Annotated in this window: 7 protein-coding genes; 1 reads left to right on the top strand and 6 read right to left on the bottom strand. The window is 41.4% G+C overall.

Annotation, left to right across the window (positions count from 1 at the left end; translation table 11 throughout):
• Positions 1-351 precede the first annotated feature (351 nt).
• The 5 genes from HMPREF9455_RS03650 to HMPREF9455_RS03670 all read right to left on the bottom strand — a co-directional run bounded on the left by HMPREF9455_RS03650 (position 352) and on the right by HMPREF9455_RS03670 (position 11,656).
• Positions 352-1,455, bottom strand: coding sequence for a glycoside hydrolase family 88/105 protein (locus tag HMPREF9455_RS03650; RefSeq protein ID WP_006798250.1), 1,104 nt, complete (start codon positions 1,453-1,455; stop codon positions 352-354).
• A 70-nt stretch (positions 1,456-1,525) separates the two neighbouring features.
• Positions 1,526-2,905, bottom strand: a complete 1,380-nt coding sequence (locus HMPREF9455_RS03655) for an FAD-dependent oxidoreductase (protein WP_006798251.1) — start codon at positions 2,903-2,905, stop codon at positions 1,526-1,528.
• A gap of 924 nt (positions 2,906-3,829) precedes the next feature.
• Positions 3,830-6,538: a glycoside hydrolase family 2 protein gene (locus HMPREF9455_RS03660; RefSeq protein WP_006798252.1), complete on the bottom strand. Its 2,709-nt coding sequence runs from the start codon at positions 6,536-6,538 to the stop codon at positions 3,830-3,832.
• A gap of 149 nt (positions 6,539-6,687) precedes the next feature.
• On the bottom strand, positions 6,688-8,433 hold the full coding sequence (locus HMPREF9455_RS03665) for a RagB/SusD family nutrient uptake outer membrane protein (RefSeq protein WP_006798253.1): 1,746 nt from the start codon (positions 8,431-8,433) through the stop codon (positions 6,688-6,690).
• A 103-nt stretch (positions 8,434-8,536) separates the two neighbouring features.
• Positions 8,537-11,656 (bottom strand): SusC/RagA family TonB-linked outer membrane protein, encoded by a 3,120-nt coding sequence (locus HMPREF9455_RS03670; RefSeq protein WP_006798254.1) that lies wholly within the window; start codon positions 11,654-11,656, stop codon positions 8,537-8,539.
• A 278-nt stretch (positions 11,657-11,934) separates the two neighbouring features.
• Between HMPREF9455_RS03670 and HMPREF9455_RS03675 the strand changes: the two genes are divergently transcribed.
• Positions 11,935-15,987: a hybrid sensor histidine kinase/response regulator transcription factor gene (locus tag HMPREF9455_RS03675; protein WP_006798255.1), complete on the top strand. Its 4,053-nt coding sequence runs from the start codon at positions 11,935-11,937 to the stop codon at positions 15,985-15,987.
• 274 nt (positions 15,988-16,261) lie between these two features.
• Here the strand turns inward: HMPREF9455_RS03675 and HMPREF9455_RS03680 are convergent, their stop codons facing one another.
• A complete protein-coding gene (locus HMPREF9455_RS03680; protein WP_006798256.1) occupies positions 16,262-17,404 on the bottom strand; it encodes an adenylyltransferase/cytidyltransferase family protein in 1,143 nt (380 codons plus the stop codon).
• Between the last annotated feature and the right edge of the window lie 339 nt (positions 17,405-17,743).

Here is a 17,743-nt window from a genome sequence, read left to right on the forward strand (position 1 = left end):
GAATACTTATTTTGTTAAATAAATCAATTGACCAAAGTTAAAAAAAATAATAATTCCCAATCCTTCTTTTTATGGCTTTTATTCTGAAGAAAATGCATCAATATTTTCCATCCGCAATATTGTAAATATAAGAAGCTGTTTGAATTATACCGGAATAAATAAAAACAAATTTTTAACGACCTTTACCAGCCTCTGTTTGGCTGCTTTAAGCATCTTTTTAACCTTTTTCTCTTGGTTTAGCCCGCTAAACCTGCGATAAAAACGCTAAAAATCTATCTTAAATCAGCTCAAAACAGGCAGGTAATATAACTCAAACAGCTTCTAAATTCAAGATATTACAATTTCCACTACTCATTTCTTCATAAGAGCAACCGTACACCACAGATAAGGAGCCTGACCGTGAAAATCTCCCGCCAGGCGCGGACGATCGTAATAGTACTGCTTATCATTCTTCTTACCTGTACCGACACATACTTCAGTTACATTATTACGCTCGTCGATATACGGAATCATTGCCAGCCATGCTTTCCGGGCGGCAGGAGCATATTCTTTAGCATCCAGCCAGCCTTGTTTAACTCCTACTATAAAGGCATAGGTAAACATGGCAGATCCCGAGGTCTCAACCCAGCAGTCAGGCTCGTCGATCAATTGGTTCCACATGCCGCTAGGAGCCTGATATTTTTTCAAACTCTCCATCATTGTAAGATAGCCTTTCATTATACGTGGACGGTCTTTATGATCCGCAGGAAGATAACCAAGCAGATCGGCCATACCTACAGCCATCCAGCCATCTCCACGCCCCCAATAGTAAGGGACATCCGGTGCATGGTAGAAAAGTCCGTTAGGTCGCTGTATTTCTTCCAGATAGAGCACCATTTCCTTTGCCGCGCGGTCAATGTACTTGGAGTCTCCGGTCACTTTATACGCTTCGGCCTGTACAGAAGTTATCATATACATATCGTCGATCCACAAGCGTGTCTGCCACGAATAGCCTTTTTCCGCCCAGGCTTTTTCCGCCGGTTTTGCATTGGCCGGAACTTCCCATTGGGTATCGGCATAGGCCATACCCATATCCAGATAGCGTTTATCTTTTGTAATCTGATAAAGTTTAAGGGCTAATCCGCCAAACATATTGTAATCGACATGATTCATAGGAGGCAACAGGACTTTCTCCCTTGTGAAGAAAGGTTCGAATCTCTCCTGCAGAAGTTTAATAAGTTTCTGATCTTTTGTTTGAAGGGCATAATCGAGAGCCCCTGTCCAGGTGCATACTTCGGCATAATGAATATACCTCCCCGCATAAAGGTCATGCCTGTCGTCTACAATATGATATGCCAGGCGCTTCCCTACTTCTTCGGGAGTGAATCCTTTGGGAAAGTTAGTCAACTGGCTTTGCTGAGAGAATAAAAACTGGAATGGTAAAAGAAGCAATAACGTAAATAATTTTCGAAACATGATATTGATTTTTAGTTATAAAATAGCTACAAAAAAATGGTGTAAATAAAACTTAAACAGTCTCTAACAATTATAATAATTGCCCGACCTCTTTCAGGCGGCTCCTGAGTTTAGTAATATCAACATTATGAACATCGGGGGTCGTTGATTTAAAAATCTGTCCGGCAGCTACACCTGCAGCTTCTCCCGTAACCAGACATGGGGGCATTACCCGCAGACTGCCATGTGCATAATGGTCGGTAGAGATACAACGCCCCGCCACAAATACATTTTTAAGTCCTATCGGAAGAAGGCTTCTGAAAGGTATACCGTGCGATTCTCCTTTTCCATAGCGTTTATATTCTTTTGCATCGCTTTTATGTATATCTATATAATAAGAGTTACGCCCGATACCATCCTCAAACTCTCTGCGTGCCTGCCAGTCTTCGACTGTAAAAGTATAATCGCATTTAATGCGGCGGCTTTCGCGAATACCCATCAAAGAGCCTGTGGTAGCGAGATAGGAAGCCGCGAATACTTTCGGTTCATACTCGGCCAGTCCTTCCTGAAACTGCCGGGCTATTTTACGGCCAACCATCATTGCCGATGAGAGTGAGACCGGATTAGTACTATCCACCGTTACATGACCCGCATTAAAAGCCAGATATCCGGGCCCTGCATATTTGTCATTGATATGACTATCCTTTATCAGATCGTATTTTCCCGACTTTAGCATTTCATGTATAGGGCCATCCTTCCTGCTGGTATGCACACTACCGATCAGCGAAAATTGATACGGATCAATATTCGCCAGTGCGAAGCACAGCGTACCCTCCTGAACAGCACCCTTACCGTCGCCTGTATCAAATTTAGCTCCGGCCCATGCCGCTAGATCGCCATCGCCCGTACAGTCTATAAACAGTTTGGCTTTGTATGCGGTAAGCCCCGCCTTATTTCCCACAATGATAGCGTCGACCACTCCGTCCTGCTTCATTTCCACAGCAGCCATAGTAGTAAAGAACAGAACGGATACCCCTTCCGAAGTTACCAGATCGTCATACACCACTTTCAGGTATTCCGAGTTGATCGGAACCCAGTCATCTCCTTTTACGTGAGGAACTCCTTTTTTAGCTTCCAAGAATACCTTTTCCGCTATCCCTTTATAAATAATCTTTTCCTTATCCGTAAAAGGACACCATGCATTCAACAGGCCGGAAGTCCCCATTCCTCCAAGAGCTCCGGTACCTTCTATCAGTAAAGTTTTCGCTCCTTCGCGTGCGGCAGCGGTGGCTGCAGCACATCCCGAAGGGCCACCTCCGACAACAATAACATCCCATTGATCGTCTACTTTTATACCCTCTTTCCGGGATATAGTCTGTGAGGATATTGTTTCCCCTGCCGATATACTGCTGCTTGCAATTGAAGCCAGTCCCAGCATGCCCGCATTACGTAAAAATTTTCTTCGTTCCATATATATTTATTATTTAAATTCTGTTTTTCATATTTAATCACACCGCAGAAAGTAACATATTCACATTTTCGAATCTACCAACATTTAACAATTTTTCGAGTCAAACTCTTATTAAATTAAACTTCATTTACAATATATAGTTAAAAGGTAACAGAAGTAACAGAAAAATCAATTAATAATTAAGAATGAACAATTAATAATTTGATTGTTATACTGAGTGGAGCGAAGTATCTCGTCAGTTAACGATTAACAACTTGTATCCCGTGTCTTGTCTACTCGTATCTCATATAACTTCCAACTTATTACTTAAAACTCATTACTTGTTAAAAAGTAACACATGTAACACCTTTTTCATTATTATTCTAGTATCATGTCAACAAAAAAAATAACGTTTTATAATTAGTGGCTTGTTGTAGGGGTGAATTATCATCCGCCCGCTTTAATAGCATCATTCCCATATTCGGGCGTAAAATATTACGCCCCTACAGCAAGTCATCAAACCCTCATTATAGCCTTGACGCAACTTAGTTACTTTTTCCATTCTTGCAGGGGGGCACTCTTGCACCTACCTCTCACTCGAGAAGGAGGTAAATACAAGATATAGCCCCTGCAAAAATTTCTAAAAAGGTAACAAAGGTAACATCTTCGTTCCCGTTTTCTACTTGTCACTTCCGAGTTACAGGGCAAACGCATCAAATTATTCAACTTCTATCGAAGGCCTGTAGGGGCGTATTGCATACGCCCGCATAACAAAATATCACAACTGGGCGTATGCAATACGCCCCTATAGGAGGTTGAAAACAGCTTTATGAATTTTGATGCGTTTGCCCTATCCGAGTTAACCAGTATATTAAAATTTATTTCAAAGAACTATAAGTTAATACTATATAGATAAAGTGTTTTTCTAAAATCAGATTATATTCTTCATTTTACTAAAATAGTATTTTTCACCGGAGAAACATTAAAACCCTTCAGAATCAATGAATAATTATCTGCCGGAAGATTCTTTTTATCTGTCTCTATTGTTATGCTGCGGCTTTCTCCCGGCATCATACTAAAGAAGTTATCGGTATAATACGAAGGACGTACAGGCTTGCCTGCCCGGTCGAGCCATTGCAATTGTGTGAAGAACGCAATTGAACGGTTCGTGTTTTTCAGCTCGATGTCTATATAATGCTTTCCTTCGCTTACACGGGTTTTGTATTTCATCGACACTTTAGCTGGAGCAAGGTCTTTTATGCTTTGGAAACCTGCAGTCGTAGGTCCTGTCATAGACTTCATCCCTTCATATACGCTCGTGGAACGCCAGTAGAAGTTACTGCCCACTTCCTTTCCCGTGTTATCGAAAAGGCGTAGTTTGATAAAATGGACGGGTGAAATATTCTCAGGAAAATCAATCTTAAATACGTCATTTACAGCCCCATCTTCGGGAAGATCTATCGAAGCCTGATTTTTCCATACTTGTTTTGAGTTGATATCGAAAACTTCAGCTGTAACCTTATAACCGGAAAAGGCTTTATAATAGTCGTTTATCACCGATACGGTATTTTTCAGATAGTCGAACTGAGGGTGTAACGGTTCGCATGCATTTGCCGCCGCATAGAGCGCTGCCGTAGGTTCGAGCGACCAGTCCCACATACGCCCGCAAACCTGACGGACAGGAGAATTGTGATACCAGAAAAGGACACCGGAAGTGTAACGGTCTCCATAATTCAGTTTATTATAGTTCCAGACCTCCCAGATACTTTTGTAACTCATTGCTCCTACAAATTGCCCTTTCATCGCGAATTCGTCTATGCTTTCCGACTTTCCGTACTCATCCACCAAGTCTACATAGAGTGACGACATCTGGTGAAATCCATTTCCATCACTATAATCCCATACCTCCGTATTGATTGGCCAGAGGTCTTTTTCCGGCATCATTTCACGCAGGCATTCAACAGTAGGGAGACACGGCGCGCCATATTCGGGATTGAACCCGTCTACCCGGCTGCCACGTTCGGATGCCGTGTTTTCATAATGCCTCATCGGATTGACCGTTTTATATGGACTGCCATCGTGTATCCCGCAACATTCCGATTCCATCTGGTAACCGCGTGTGCCGTCTATCCGCTGAAGTAATTCTTCGAGACCGGACATTTCGGTTGATTCATTCGAACATACATAATAAGCCAGTGACGGATGATTCCGTACACGTTTAACGGTCGATTCCGCATTCTGCAAATGTAGGGCCCTGTCGATAGGGTGCTTCGTATCACCTGTCATCCAGAATTCCTTCCATACCATTATTCCCAGCTCATCGCACAGATCGAAAAAGTAGTCAGATTCTGTGATACCGCCACCCCAGAAGCGAATCAGGTTTACGCCCGATTGTGCTGTATAGCGTAGCTCCGCATAAGTTCGCTCGTCAGACATACGCAGCATGTTTTCCGGCAACCAGTTAGTCCCTTTGATAAAGATATCTTTTCCGTTCACCCTGAATGTACGCGACTTATCGGGAGTATCCGTATGTGATGTGATTTCCCTGATACCGAAACGGGTCGTTATCGAATCAGAAAGTTTTCCCCCTACTTCCGCTTTTACAGAAAGGGTATATAGTTCCTGCGGACCTTTATTGACAGGCCACCAGAGACGGGGTTTGTCTATAGCTAACTGAGGAAAATCGGTAGCGTTGAATTCTATTGTTTTGGTCAGCCCACGTAAAATTTCAACCTCTTTTTCAAAAGTAATGTCTTCACCCAGTATTTCACCTTTTATCTTCACTTTTTGCGTTCTGAATCCGGGGTTATGCAATTCTATACTTACGGTCTGGCGGGAATGGTCATAACCGGGTTTTCGCAAATCGCTCTTCACGAAGGGATGGTTAAGCGTAACTTCCCCTGTTTTAAAGAAACTGATATCTTTCCATATCCCCGTATTACGGTCGCGAATACCATCGAGGTAGGTAAAATCCCAACCTACCGTCATGAGCATTGTTACATTCTTGCCAATTTCCCCATTACCCCCATTGCGGAATTCGCCTATTGCCCCCCACGATTTGGAAACGCCTTCACGCGGGCCGCCCGGTTCATCTACAGGATATACTTTTACTGCAAGCACATTCTTGTTACCCGAATTGATATAGTCTGTTATATCGATGAATTCCTGACGGAACATTCCGGCTATATTGCCGGCCATCTTACCATTGAGCCAAAGTTCGGCCCGGTAGTTTATTCCATCGACCTGCATCCACATACGTTCGCCCTTCACGCATTCAAGCCCGTCAAACTCGGTACGAAACCAATAGGTGTAAAAATCACGCCCTGCGGTACTCAAATCGGGGATTAATCCACTTGTTATTTTGTTATTCAGGCCAAAATAGGGTTCTGGATAGAGTCCCTGGGCCACCAGCGAATTGAGTACTGTACCGGGAACAATCGCTTCTGCCCATCCCTTTGTACCATATCCGACGCTGGAAACATCTTCTGCCCTATCGCCGACATTTCCTGCCTTTTTCATGAGCCATTGGGCTGTTCCTCCATGTCCCATACCAGATTTTAAAGAAAGGAGATACCCGCGTCCCTGAGAAAACGCCGATTCACAAAATATCAGAATTAAAAACGTAAAAATTAAATACTTATAACAAACTCTCATTATCTTTTTTATTTATTGATGTCAATTCTTAGGGCATTAATATTGCCTCTATTTTCAGTTTTGTATTTTCAGAATGCCCTTACATGAATCTCAAAATCTGATACAGGCGTACACCAAACCCATACGCCTGTATGATTTACTGAAAGGATTTACATTTTATCCCATCCGTTAGGTTGTTGCGGATAAGGATCCCCTACAATAACAGACTCTATCTGTTTCTGAGGGATCGGACGTAATACATGGAAATCCTGTATATTATCTTTAGGTAAGGTATGATTTGTCCATTTTGTGGTGAAGAAACCATACTTCCGCACCCGTTCTACCAATTTCTTTGTGCGTACAAGGTCGAGCCAGCGCAACTGTTCGCCGCAAAGCTCACGTGTTCTTTCATCCAGAATATAATCGATGGTTACATCCGCTGCGGAAATCATCAGGTCATTAACATATTCGGTCTTCGAGGCAGCCCTCTTACGAAGTTCGTTGATATAATAGGCTGCTCCGTCGGTAGTCGAATTATTTCCGAGTTTGAAAGCCGCTTCGGCGGCAATAAGATACGTTTCCGCCAGACGGTACACGATAATTGTACGACGGGAGTCGAATGAAAGGCTTGTCCGGTTAGGGTCCAAATATTTCTTCATTGTAGGGAAGTTAGGATCGGTATAATTCTCCGGAGTAAGTATATAGTAATTTGCCGACTCTATCTCCTCTTTGGTCATATTCTTACCCGGGAGATAGCCTGCAAGCTCGCCTTTTGCGCCACTTCTGATTGCAGAATACTTGTTTTCACCGACATAGAATTCCTGCTTTTTATTACTGAAATCAATGGGAGCTGTCCATTTGCTTTGGAAGGTGCCATGATAACGTGAGTCTTTGTCTATATCACCAAAAACCGTGTTGTATAGCCAAGTGGTTCCGTGATAACGCGCGTAAACACGTCCGTCCTCTATCTGCTGAATATTGCCGCTACCATTAAAGTTAAAGTAGCCTGCAACAAAAATATGAGCAAGGTTATTCATACCCGAATCCTTTTCCGGAACACCATAAATAGGGTCGTCTGTCATTTGCACATTAAAGAGTATTTCCTGATTGTTTTCATTTCCGGGTTTATGAATATCTTCATATTTTCCCATCAGTTTAACCCCTGTCCGGTCTCCATCCTCTATCAGCTTTGTTGCTATATCATATGCATTCTGAAAATCGGTGGCTTTAGCTGCGCTACTCCATCCACGTGTAAGATATACTTTTGCCAGAAGATGACGGGCTAATGCCTGGGTAACACGTCCGGGCTGGGTATCTTTAGGGCCGGCAGGCAGATTACCGGGAGTTGTACAATACAGCAGGTCTTCGACAACAAAGTCGTAAACATCGGCCATCGGGTCACGCTTAGCTGTTTTCACCACAACGTCGTTGTATGTGCGGTTCAATGTCACATCGCCGAAAAACTGCACCAAACGGAAATAAAGCAATGCCCTGAAAAATCTGGCCTCAGCCAGCATGGTTATCTTTTTGGCTTCTGGAATATCAGTCATACTTTCGCCGAAGTGAACAAGGCCATTACAAGTATTAATCAGGGTATATGAACTTCTCCAATAGTCATAAATATAACCGGAATTAGGCTTATAATTCGTTGTATAATTACCAAAATTATAGATGTCGCCCGAAGAACGGCTATAGAATTCGTCGGTTCCGGGCACAGTTATCATATGAATAGCACTGATAGGTCCATAAAAGGCTCTCATTCCACCATATACGCCGTTCAATCCAAGTTCGAAACCTTGTGGTGTACTGAATGACTCAGGTGTCATCTTCGAGTGATTTTCTTCGTCCAGAAAATCGCCGCATGCCATCATAATAAATAGCGGAAGGCAGGCTAATAAATATATTATTTTTTTCATTGTTGTCTCACAATTAAGTAAATGAATATGTTTTATAATACATTTTTGAGTTATAGTAATCTTATTTTATTTACTCAGCTATGTAATAAAAAGGTCTGCGACCTTAAAAGGTTATATTAATACCGAATAACATTTGCCATGATGGAGGTATTACAGTACCCATCACCCGGTTGGTTTCCGGATCAAGCCCTTTATATTTATTTACATATTCGGAAAAGAACGTGAATGGATTTGTCGCTGTGGAATAAACACGGGCCTTGCTCACCCCTACTGTCTTAAGCAGTTTATCCGGTAAGGAATATCCCAAAGTAAGCGTCCGTATCTTGAGATAAGAGGCATCAAACAGCGTAAGCGTGCCTTTGTACGGTATACTCTGTACCTTGTTATTCGGAGCAGGCCAGCGGGCGCCTGTATTCTCAGGAGTCCAGTAATCTACATTCAGGTTGTTGTAATAACCTCCCATCAAAGAGTTTTGCCCTCCACCATAAAGGTCTGACCTAAGCTTGCCTCCCTGACGGAAATTCATAACCACAGTGAAGTCAAAGTTCTTATAGGCCAGACTATTTGTCCATCCACCTTCAAAGTTTGCCTGATGGCTACCTACTATTTTGCGGTCAAGATCATTAATTACATTATCAGGAACACCGTCAGGGCCGCTTATATCCGCTACCTTAATAGTTCCTATCACCGAGTCGTCGCCGGAAGTCTTGAGTCCGTAACTTTCTGCAAGCGCCCTGTCCTCTGGTGTATCCTGCCAGATACCAAGCCCTACATATTCGTAAAAAGATCCTAAGGGATGACCGACAAAAAGGTTGTCTGAAATCAGTTTGTCTACACCTTCGGTCAGCTGAACAACCTTGTTCCTGTTAAAATAAATATTGAAATCGGAAGTCCATTGGAATTTATTTTTACCATCACCGTCGAAAACGTGTACACGGGCTGCGAATTCAAATCCGACATTTTCCGTTTCACCCACATTGTAAGGAATTTGCGTGCTTACTCCGCTTGTCGCCGGAGGGGTAAATTTCATCATCAGGTTGTTGGAGAATTGTTTGTAAACCTCAATTGATCCCGAAAAGCGGTTATTAAGAAAACCTAAATCTATACCAGCGTTATAACTGGCGGTACGCTCCCACTTCAGATCACTGTTAGAGGCAGCAGTAGGATAGTATCCGAGTACACCCTGTGACCCGAAGATATACTTATTGCTGGTCATGTCGCCCATAGTATCGTAAGGACTCACATTAGTGTTACCTACTTCTCCATAACTTAGTCTCAGTTTCAACTGCGACAATATGTGAGAAGTCCCGCTCATAAACTTTTCATTGCCGATATTCCAAGCCAAAGCGGCAGACGGGAAATAGTGCCATTTATTACCTTTTGCCAAACGTGATGAACCATCGGTACGCAGCGTTGCTGTAAGGTAATAACGGGAGTCGTAGTCGTAATTGATACGCCCCATATAAGATAGCATACTCCATTTATTATAATCTCCGTTTCCCTTATGATTCTCAGCCGTACCCGGATTGTAGTAACCCACCTGATTGGTCGGTACATTTTCGTAATTCAGATCGAATTCCTGAGCTTCTCTTTCTTCGGCACTAAACATAGCCGTAAGATTAAGATTGTGCTTATCCAACTTCTTGTCATAGGTTAACAGGTTCTCAATAGTATAATCAGTCAGAGAATTAGATTCGTTATACCCGTAGTTAGATGACTGGCGGCGCTTACTTGTTCCTTTCTGATAGTAACGTTGCAGCGTGGTAGAAGAAAGTTGTACTCCAGCATTGAGCCTGTATTTGAATCCATGAGTGAAATCCACTTCCAGATAACCTGTCGTAAATGTCGATAGCCTTTTGCGGTCATCCTGAATCGCATCCTTGCGAAGATCCATTAAAGGATTGCTCATAAGGTCGTTCGGATGCACCTTTTCCCGGATTGTACCATCATCCATGTATGGCGACAACAACGGGCTGAGGCTAAGGGCATCACCCATCGGATTCAGGCTTTCCCCTCTGCTGATATAATAGGTATTCAATGTATTCAGCCCAAATTTCAGGTATTTGTTTATTGTATGATCTATAGACAATTTGAGGGTTGTACGCTCCATCGACTGCAGGTCATATACACCCGTCGATTTATAATATCCCAACGATGCCGCATACTGTGTATTTTTTGTTCCGCCCGATAAGCTTATCTGATGATTTGTCATCACAGGGTTTTTGTCATACAATTCTCGCTGCCAGTCAGTGTCTACACCTCTTTCATAACCTTCTATTTCACCATCAAGACCTCCTTCAAATACTTTTTGCATCACTCTCGGATCATCTACTCCTGTATAATTTTCTGCGTTTTTATAACGATTATACATAGACCATTTGCGCAATTGCATATAGTCTTCAGATTTCATAACATCGTAGAAACCCAGCGGTTTACTGAAACCAATATATCCATTATAGTTTACAACAGCCTTGGTACCTTCCGACCCGCGTTTGGTAGAAACAAGTATAACGCCATTGGCTCCACGCGATCCGTAAATAGCAGTTGATGATGCATCTTTAAGTACAGTAACCGAGGTAATGTCCTCGGGCGCGATATTGTTCATCATGCTTAATTCGTAAGGAATACCATCCACAACCAAAAGAGGATCGTTACCCGCAGCTATGGAACGGGTTCCGCGGATACGGATTTCGGGAGTATGTCCCGGATGTGTGGAACCGCCGCTACGCTGTATGTTCACACCAGCCCCGGCCCCTTGCAGAGCCATCGCGATATTTGCGGCAGGAGTAGCACGGATAGTTTGCTCACCCATAACATTAACCGCTCCTGTGAGATCGGAGCGCTTACGTGTACCATAGCCTACAACTACTACGCTTTCCAGATTGATAACATTGTCTTCGAGAACAACATCGATTCTCGTTTGCCGGCCTACGGGGATTTCCTGCGAAATATAGCCGATAGATGAGAATACCAGTATATCATTGCCGGCCGCATTGATCGTATATTCTCCCTTGTCACTGGTTATTGTTCCCGTAGTTGTTCCTTTTACCGCCACTACAGCGCCTATTACAGGTTCACCACTAGCAGTAACAGTACCTGAAATGGTCACTTTTGTCTGCTGACCGTTTTGTGCAGTCACCACATTTACTGTCAGAAATAAAGCGATAGCCATACTTAATGACAGAAACTGTCTAAGTCTGTTTCTTAGTTTGTTCTTTTTCATAAATAATAATGGTTTTTCATAATAATAAATTTTTCTTTTCAATGGTTTTTGAGTGTGAATTAGATTAAATGTTAATTTGAACAAAATTAAGGAAGCTATGGCATCCCCTTGTCCGCATTTCTGTAATAATTGTCAGCAAAGATGCATGGCAGAAAAACGGACTAAAATGGCAGATATACGCATATACCTTGACATAATACTGAGGGGAGAATTAGGTAAAGCTTGTCTTAATAAACTATATTTGCAAAAAACCTTATTTCGTATATCTATTACTTGATATGAAAAAAATTTCGGGCCTGATAATAATCGCAATACTTGCCATTTGTACGAATATTAACGGATATGCATATAACATTCAACATATATCTTCCCGCTACGGACTTTCTTCGAGTGCGGTGAGATTTGTAACAATGGATAGTTACGGATTTATGTGGTTTGCTACTTATGACGGACTCAATCGTTACGATGGCTCTTCGGTTAAAAATTACCTGCCAACAAGCCACAACAATTCCTTACCGGGAAATGTAATAAGACACATCACAGAAACCGATCCCGGTATGCTCTGGCTAAAGACGAATCAGGGATTATGCCTATTCAATTCCAAATCAGGCACATTCGAGAATCATCCTGATATGAGAACTATATATTGGCAGGCGAAAAGCCCGGACGGGACTTTTTTTGTCCTTTCCGAAAATGATTCGATTGCTGTATATAACAAATCCGATGGCCGGTTTCACAAAATACATACTCCGGGAGTAATACCCTATAGGACACAATGTTTTTCTATCTGTAAGGATAATATTATCTGGGTATTTGGTTCTATGGGACAGATAATGCGCTATAAAATAATAAAGGAAAACGGGATCATAACCGGAACCTACCGTTTGATGGATTACGAACATGATGCCGCTGTCAGATGGGCTTTCGAAAAAGGTACGAATGTCGTTTTTGTAGATGCCCGGTTCGATCTATATACCCTTGACATCAACACAGGTATCAAAGAATTTGTAATGAATATTGGTGCGGAAATTCCACCTAAAGAGAGCATGAGAGATGCCCTGATAGCAGGTGACGACATCTTTATTGCTTTCATTAATGATGGGCTTAAAGTGATAAGGCGCGATCCTCATCCCGGAAACAAACCATATATAGAACGTACTACACTCAACTATGGCATTTTTAATATGGCCTATGATCCGGTACAGCAAATTGTGCTGATAGGTACTGATGGTTACGGAGTATATATATATTCGGAAGAAGATTACACGATACGCTCTTCGATGTTATACGAATTCTATCCTCAGGCAAAAGTTCCGGTACGGTCTGTAACACTGGATGCTGATAATAATTTATGGATAGGGACAAAAGGTGACGGACTTTTTTGTTTTCCCGATTATAATCCGGATGAACCACTTCCCGATAAAAAAGTGAATCATTTTCACATACAGAACTCTGCTCTTGCCAATAATTCAATATTCAATCTTGTAGAAAGCAGGCATAACTTACTATGGATCATAAGCGGCGGGCCGGGTATCAATTATTATTCTTATTCCGACAAACGAATACACACCCTATCACAGCCCCCCGGAAGTAAACCATTATATTTTCTATGTTCGGCAACCGAGCAAGACGCAAACACCCTGTGGGTAACGACTTCCGGAGACGGACTACACCGTATAAAACTGGCATTTACAAACGGTGTTCCACGGATAGAAAAGATGGACCATTTCAGGTTTTTCCAGACAGAAAATGTAATTTATGATACTGAGATAGAAAATGATTCTATTTTATGGATCGGGAGCAGAGGCGAAGGCCTGGTCAGATTTAACCTGGAAACGGAGGAAAAAACGTTCTATAAACTAACCAATGGTGAAAATCAGTTGGTTAATGATATACTTGTAATATATCGCGATAGCCATAAAACATTGTGGCTGGGTACCAGTTTCGGACTTTGCCGGATAACAAAAGTGGGAAAGGACAAACTGGAATATATTAATTATAATACCGAATCGGGGCTTCCCAATAACACTATACATGGAATCGTGGAAGATTCGCAGGATTATCTCTGGCTGAGTACGAATAAGGGACTCGCCAGATTCGATCCCCGGACAAAAGTATTCACGAATTATAGCAACCCCAACAATCTGTCTGTGCAGGAGTTCAGTGATAATGCCTATTATATATGCCCTCGCAAACAGATAATGTTTTTTGGGGGTATCGACGGATTTGTTTCCATCCGCAGCAACCAGACAAAAGCACCTGTTTTCACACCGAACTTCTACTTTAACAGCCTCAGCATATACGGAAAAGAGGTAGAGATAGCAGACTATATTAAAACAAGAGATCAAAAAGATATACTGGAACTGCCACACAATCAGAATTTCTTTACCGTGTCATTTGTTGCACCGGATTATGTCAACGGACACAAGTATACTTACCAGTATTTGCTGAGTGGCCATAGTGACAAATGGATTGATAACGGGACTTCGAACAGTGTTACGTTTACTAATATGGCTCCCGGAGAATACCTGTTGAAAGTACGCTTCTCAGCCAACAACATTTTCGAGAATCAACCTGTCTACACACAATATATACGGATTCTTCCGCCATGGTATATGACTACTGTGGCCTACATTATCTATGCGATAATAACAGGTTCCGTAGCCTTATTCATCATATTATCATACAGGCGCAAAGTAAAACGCAAAGAACACCGGGTCTTCGAAAAAATGGAACAAAAGAAAACGGAAGAAATTTATGAGTCGAAATTACGCTTCTTTACCAATATAACCCACGAGTTCAGTACGCCTCTGACTCTTATTTACGGTCCTTGCGACCACATACTTTCTTCTGTTGACAAGTCATCCCCCGTATACGATTATGCAACCTTAATACACCGCAATGCGGAAAGGTTGAACGGCCTGATCCAGGAACTTATTGAATTCCGCAGGATAGATACCGGGCACACTCAGGTGGTTATAGAGAAAGTTGAGATAGAAGAGTTTGCAGGAAATATATTATCATCGTTCAGGCTATTATCTGATAGTAAGCAAACAAATTACAATGTAAATATAGAAAAGAAGCTCATATGGCAAACCGATCCGGGATGCTATTCAAAAATATTGACAAACCTGGTTTCAAATGCTTTCAAATATACTCCGGATAGTGGTAATATCAATGTCGATATTTTCGTCAAAGATCAAAAGCTTGTCACTTCCGTATCCAATACGGGAAAAGGATTCAGCCCGGAAGATTTGCCCTTAATTTTCGACCGTTACCGGGTGTTGGATAACCTTGAAAGCAGGCACAACAGCCGCCTGTTTTCCCGCAACGGATTAGGACTTTCTATCTGCCACAGTACAGTAAAACTACTTGGTGGAGACATGCAGGTAAAAAGTACCCCCGGACAGATCACATGTTTTACGGTCGAACTCCCTATGCATGAACTTACCAACAAAGCTCTTGAATCTTCCAGAATTGCATCCGGTATTCCAATGCAAATACCGGAGAAAAAACAAATTATACTACCTGAATTCAATATTGTAAAATCACGTCCGACAATTCTTGTTGTGGACGATGAAATCGAGATACTATGGTTTGTGTGCGAAATACTGAAAGACCAGTATAATGTTATTCCGGTAAACGATCCGGATACAATAGAGGATATATTATCCAAAACAAAGATAAATCTTCTTATATCTGATGTAATGATGCCCAGACGGAGTGGCTTCGACCTTGTACGCATGCTAAAAGAATCGCGGGTGACTTCCCATATTCCGATTATTATTTTATCGGGCAAAAATTATACAGAAGACCAGCTTGAAGGGCTTGATGCAGGGGTAGATATGTATATTTCAAAGCCGTTCGATGTCCAATACCTGAAAAAAGCTGTCAGCCGCCTGTTAAAAAGGGAAGAAGAAACAAAAGAATATTATAATTCAGCATTAAGCGCTTTCGAAATTGAAGAAGGGCAGATTCTACATCGCGAAGATAAAGAGTTCTATGAACGGACACTGCAAGTAATAGATGAGAACATCAAAAACCATGCATTTTCGACCGAGGAACTGGCATCTCAGCTCAATGTAAGTGTACGCCAACTATACAGAAAAATAGACGTCGTATATAAGAATGGCCCGGGAAGTCTGATAAGAGATTATAAATTGAAGATAGCAGAAGGCTTACTTATCAAGACAAACATTTCTGTCGATGAAGTTATCTATCAGTCGGGATTCAACAACAGAGGAAGTTTTTATAAACTATTCTCTCAACGTTACGGCATGCCGCCAAAGGCATATAGAGAAAAGCACAATATAGAAAATAATGATTTCTGAGCCTATCTTATAAAGATACTTAATTATTGTAAACTTCTAACCAACTCTAAAAACAAAAAACAAATTTCATTGTTTTATTTGCAGATCAAGGAAAACGGAAAGGATCGAAAAGAAGACAAACATATGATAATGCGAAAGGGAGTCAGACACTCCCTTTTTTATTGCTTTCATACCTTTATTTTTTCTTACACATTAGTTTTTACGGAGAACAAAATATATAAGCCTTATATAAAGTTTGATATTATCTTGCCTTATTTTCCCAAATTATATCCTGTTAAAAATTATCCCCACGGCGTATACGTATCTGAATCGCATTCTCTATCGGCATTTCGCTAACGAATGTTAGATAACCTCCACCTCCTGCACCACTAAGTTTCCAGCCTAACGCCTTATCTTTATACTTATCCAATACCTTGAATATATCACTGTTTACCATATGCGGATACATAAGTATCTGGGCATCGAAGCTGTTTTTTACAGCCTTTCCTAATTTCTGAATATCCTTTCCTCTTATTGCATCCCATGCCGAGAGAGCTGCAGCACTTAGTTTCTTTGCATTTTCAATTGTTATATTAGTCTCAGACAACACATCATAATTGTCATGACGAGGATATAATGGCACCAGCCATAAATGTTTTTCGAGCCAGCTAAGAATTTCGTTATCCAATACACTTTCTATTTCCGACGGCCAGAAATCTCCCGTATAGTATAATTTATTGAGCCCCGGCATAACAATCCCCAACGAATCCTGCGATCCGCTTACATACTTTGTACCGGGAGGATTCTCAAAGCAGAAAAGAGTTAATGCTAATTTTTCCCTGTTACTCGGCGGGATATCCACTTGCCAAAGTTCGATGGCTTTATTCCGCGAACTGGTAGACATACCACTGCGATCATTGAATTCGTAATCAGGCTCTATGGATATAGTCAGCACAGGCCCCGGATAAAGGCTGCTTACATTTGGTTGATCCAGCCAGCCACCTGCCAGATCGATACGGTACGGAATACGGCACTCTTCGCGTAGAGCCGTGGTAGAACGAACCGGTAAATTTTCATGAGGAACACGTTTACTTACAACATATTCTATACCCAATTCTTTACACAACTGCTCCTTCAGGGAACTATGTCCGTCACTATTGACAAAAAATATATCCGGTTTTAGTTGTTTGATCTCTTCCAAAAAATCAATAAGTCCTGAACCACGATTTATCCATGCCTCTTTTACTGATTTGAGGGAACTCACCATATACAGACGTTCCTGTTCATTATTGACAGTTTTTCGAGCTTTAAGCTCATTCACAGTCTGATCCGAACCTATACCTACATATAGATCTCCATATGTGGCAGCCTCTTCGAAAAACGCGACATGCCCACTGTGAAGCATATCATAACACCCGCTGACAAAAACTTTCTTCATAAAGTCAATCCGATAGTAAAGTGTGTTTTTTTATTATGTAAATATAAATCTTTTTTTCTATTCTGTGTAATTTTCAGAATTGCTTGTGTTGCAAATTGAACGTTTAAATATGTTATTGAGGTCGTCTAGACTTTTTGAATCTGGTAACATTATGAAACAAATACCCTCTTTGTCATTTTGAACAGAGTGAAAAATCTCTTGAGAAATGAGATGCTTCCTATCGTCAGCATGACAAAAAGATATGAAAAGAAAAAGTCTAGACGAGTTCTTTAAAAAACATTTTTGAAAAAAATGTATATATAATCAAAATAATATCAATCAATCGGAAGGATATTATAA

The organism is Dysgonomonas gadei ATCC BAA-286 (assembly GCF_000213555.1).
In the GTDB taxonomy this organism is placed as follows: Bacteria; Bacteroidota; Bacteroidia; order Bacteroidales; family Dysgonomonadaceae; genus Dysgonomonas; species Dysgonomonas gadei.

Coding starts and splice junctions, on each gene's coding strand:
- HMPREF9455_RS03650 (WP_006798250.1), bottom strand. CDS start 1,455: ATGTTTCGAAAATTATTTACGTTATTGCTTCTTTTACCATTCCAGTTT.
- HMPREF9455_RS03655 (WP_006798251.1), bottom strand. CDS start 2,905: ATGGAACGAAGAAAATTTTTACGTAATGCGGGCATGCTGGGACTGGCT.
- HMPREF9455_RS03660 (WP_006798252.1), bottom strand. CDS start 6,538: ATGAGAGTTTGTTATAAGTATTTAATTTTTACGTTTTTAATTCTGATA.
- HMPREF9455_RS03665 (WP_006798253.1), bottom strand. CDS start 8,433: ATGAAAAAAATAATATATTTATTAGCCTGCCTTCCGCTATTTATTATG.
- HMPREF9455_RS03670 (WP_006798254.1), bottom strand. CDS start 11,656: ATGAAAAAGAACAAACTAAGAAACAGACTTAGACAGTTTCTGTCATTA.
- HMPREF9455_RS03675 (WP_006798255.1), top strand. CDS start 11,935: ATGAAAAAAATTTCGGGCCTGATAATAATCGCAATACTTGCCATTTGT.
- HMPREF9455_RS03680 (WP_006798256.1), bottom strand. CDS start 17,404: ATGAAGAAAGTTTTTGTCAGCGGGTGTTATGATATGCTTCACAGTGGG.